Raw genomic sequence first — 3,326 nt, forward strand, 5'->3', positions numbered from 1 at the left:
CTCGTCGCCCGGTTCACGCGCGCGTCGCTCGCGCCCGGGCTCGGCTGGGCCGACGTGCTCGCCGTGGGGCTCGTCGGCGGCATCGGTTTCACGGTGTCGCTGCTCGTCGGCGAGCTCGCGTTCGGGGCCGGCAGCGCGCACGACGAGCACGTCGTCGTCGCGGTGCTCGCAGGCTCGCTCGTCGCCGCGTGCGCGGGCGGGCTCGCGCTGTGGCAGCGGGACCGGCACCACGCGTCCGCCCGCCGGGACGCCCACGGGACCCCCGCCACCGGGTAGGTTCGGCTCCGATGAGCACCGTCGACTCCGCGACGCTCCTGATCGAGGGACCGTGGCGGCACCGGTTCGTCGCCGCGAACGGCGCCCGGTTCCACGTCACCGTCTCCGGTCCCGACGACCGCGACACGCCTCTCGTCGTGCTGCTGCACGGCGTGCCGCAGTTCTGGTGGGCCTGGCGACGGCAGATCCCCGCGCTCGCGGACGCGGGCTACCGCGTCGCGGCGATGGACGTGCGCGGCACCGGCTCGTCCGACAAGCCGCCGCAGGGGTACGACGTCCCGACGCTCGCCGCGGACGTCGCGGGGGTCGTCCGGTCGCTCGGGGCGTCGCGCGCGATCGTCGTGGGCAACGGCACGGGCGGCGAGATCGCCTGGGCCATGGCGGCCCTGCAGCCCGACGTCGTGCAGGCTGTGGCAGCCCTCGGTGCCCCGCACCCGCTCGACGTGCACGGCCACCCGCGCACCGCGCTGCGGGCCGGCGCGTGGCGTCGGCTCGCGTTCGCGCAGCTCCCCTCGTTCCCCGAGCGCGCGCTCCAGCGCGGCGACCTGGTCCGCACCCTGCTGACCGAGTGGGGCGGCGCACCCGGGTGGCTCGACGCGGAGACCGAGCAGCGGTACCGCGAGGCCGTCCGGGTGCCGTTCGCGGCGCACAGCCAGATGGAACAGCTGCGCTGGCTGGTCCGGTCGATGCCACGGCTCGACGGCCGCCGGTACCACGCGGCGCTCGAGCAGACCCGGCCGCTGCCCGTCCTGCAGGTGCACGGCGGGCGCGACGGGCTGCGACCGGCGACGTACGCGCCGCTGTCGGCCTCGACGAAGGCGCTCGTCGCGGAGCGCTACCGGTACGAACTCGTGCCGTCCGCGGGCCACTGGCTGCCCGACGAGGCCCCGGACGTCGTGTCCGAGGTGCTGCTCGACTGGCTCTCGGAGACGGCGCTCGTCAGCCCCTGACCAGCGCTCTTGGGCGGCGAGCCTCGGCGTCGCGCGCGTCGCCCCTGAGCGTCGCCGTCGTCGCGCGGGTCAGCCCCTGAGCGTCGCCGTCGTCGCGCGGGTCAGCCCTTGAGCATCGCCGTCGTCGCGCGGGTCAGCCCTTGAGCATCGCCGTCGCGCGCACCGGGTCGTTCTCCCCGATGCCCGCCGACGGGCACCACGCCGCGACCGGGCACGCGCCGCACGCGGGCTTGCGCGCGAAGCACGTGCGCCGCCCGTGGAAGATCAGCCGGTGGCACGCCATGGTCCAGTCCCTGCGAGGCAGCAGCTCCCCCAGCTCGCGCTCGACGACCAGCGGGTCCTCGCTGGTCGTGTAGCCGAGCCGCAGCGACAGCCGCAGCACGTGCGTGTCGGTCGTGATGCCCGGGATGCCGAACGCGTTGCCGAGCACGACGTTCGCCGTCTTCCGCCCGACCCCCGGCAGCTTCACCAGGTCCTCGAGCCGGTGCGGCACGACGCCGCCGTGCTGCTCGACGAGCGCGGCCGACAGGCCCGTCACCGCGCGCGCCTTGGCCCGGAAGAAGCCCGTCGGCCGGAGGATCTCCTCGAGCTCGTCAGGGTCGGCCGCGGCGAGCGCCGCGGGGTCCGGGTACCGCGCGAAGAGCGTCGGCGTCGTCAGGTTGACGCGCACGTCGGTGGTCTGCGCGGACAGCACCGTCGCGACGAGCAGCTCGAACGGCGACGTGAAGTCGAGCTCGCAGCGGGCGTCCGGGTAGCGGACGGCGAGCGCGAGGATCGCGACGAGCGCGAGCGGCGACGGCGAGCGGTGCCGGGCGCCGTGCACCAGGCCGCCGACGACCGAGCCGCCCGCCCACAGCGCGATCATCCAGCCGACGTCGGACGCGCGGCCCTCGTCGTTGAGTGCCGCCACGAGCGACACGTCGGTGCCGATCAGCACGAACGACGCCGCGAGCGCGGCGAGCAGCACCACGACGAGGTCGGGTCCGAGCACGCGGGCCCGCGCGCCCTCGACGACCGCCGCGGTGTCGACCGGGGTGGTCGAGCGTGTCGGCGGGTTCGCCCAGAACAGCAGGACGCCCGCGAGCACCGTCGTGCTGCCGACGACGGTGAGGGCGACCGACGTCGAGACCTGGGTCGCGAGCACCACGCCGAGCACGGGCGCGAGCATGAAGGTCACCTCGACGGCGACCGAGTCGAGCGCGAACGCCGACCGCTGCTGGGAGAGCGGCACCATGACCGACAGCGACTGGCGCGTCACCGAGAACACGGGCACGAGGAACAGCCCGGCGACCACGGCCGCGCCCACGAGCGCCTCGTAGGTGAGGTGCGGCGCGACGACCCAGACGGCCGACTCGACCACGATCGACGGTGCGATCGCGCGGCGCAGACCCAGCCGGTCGACGAGCCGCCCGCGCCACGGCGCACCGATGGCCATGCCGACCGTCATCGCGCCCGCGACGAGACCCGCCTGCGCGTAGCCGCGGTCGAGCGCCGTCACGACGTGCAGCGTGAGGACGACGCCGGTCATGGCGTGCGGGATGCGGGCGACGAACGACACGGCGAACAGCCGCCCCACCCCCGGGAGGCGCAGCAGCGCGCCGTAGGGGAAGCGGGACATGGCGACCATTGTCGCCCGGGGCGAACGGTCCTCCGACCGATTTCCCGGGCCTGCGGGCCCGGTGTGACACGCCTCGCGTCCGGCGGCGACCGGGATCGGGACGGACCGGGCGAACCCCGGAACGGCGTCCGGCCTCACCCGCCACGGTCGACCCCCGAGCCGTCGGGCGCTCGTATCCTGGGGCGATGCCGACCGACAACGCCCCCGCCGGCTGGCCCGAGACCCCGCGACCGGGGACACCCGCACCCGGCTCGCCAGCGAGCGCTCCGGTCCCGCCCGCGAGCAATCCGGTCCCGCCGGCGAGCGCTCCGGTCCCGCCCTCGACGCATGCGCCGACGGCACCCCTGCCGCCCGTGCCCGACGCCGACGCCCCGCACGCCGGCCCTGCGGCCGAGAGCCACACCGCCGCGGTGAACCTGACGGCCGTCGAGCACACGCCCGCCGCCGAGGGTTTCGCCGACCGGCACATCGGTCCGCGCGGC

The 3,326-nt window shown here is 75.9% G+C and carries 2 protein-coding genes and 2 pseudogenes; 2 read left to right on the forward strand and 2 right to left on the reverse strand.

The genetic code is table 11. The features are described 5' to 3' along the window. Positions 1-276 (forward strand): Na+/H+ antiporter NhaA (locus HGA02_RS13645; RefSeq protein WP_210728566.1); only part of this gene is annotated, 276 nt, incomplete at its 5' end. An 11-nt stretch (positions 277-287) separates the two neighbouring features. Continuing rightward, the gene (locus tag HGA02_RS13650; RefSeq protein WP_168679461.1) at positions 288-1,226 is read left to right on the forward strand and encodes an alpha/beta fold hydrolase; all 939 of its coding nucleotides are present in this window, start codon (positions 288-290) and stop codon (positions 1,224-1,226) included. Between the two features lie 133 nt (positions 1,227-1,359). Here the strand turns inward: HGA02_RS13650 and nth are convergent. Both nth and HGA02_RS21020 read right to left on the reverse strand, forming a co-directional pair. Further along, positions 1,360-2,080: pseudogene (gene nth, locus HGA02_RS21015) on the reverse strand (endonuclease III). After that, positions 2,050-2,853: pseudogene (locus HGA02_RS21020) on the reverse strand (MFS transporter); the annotation flags it as partial. The pseudogenes nth and HGA02_RS21020, both read right to left, overlap by 31 nt. Between the last annotated feature and the right edge of the window lie 473 nt (positions 2,854-3,326).

The organism is Cellulomonas septica (assembly GCF_012396155.1).
Classification (GTDB): domain Bacteria; phylum Actinomycetota; class Actinomycetes; order Actinomycetales; family Cellulomonadaceae; genus Cellulomonas; species Cellulomonas septica.

What these genes read in the sequence shown, in the direction of transcription:
- HGA02_RS13650 (WP_168679461.1), top strand. Translation starts at nt 288, where the DNA reads ATGAGCACCGTCGACTCCGCGACGCTCCTGATCGAGGGACCGTGGCGG.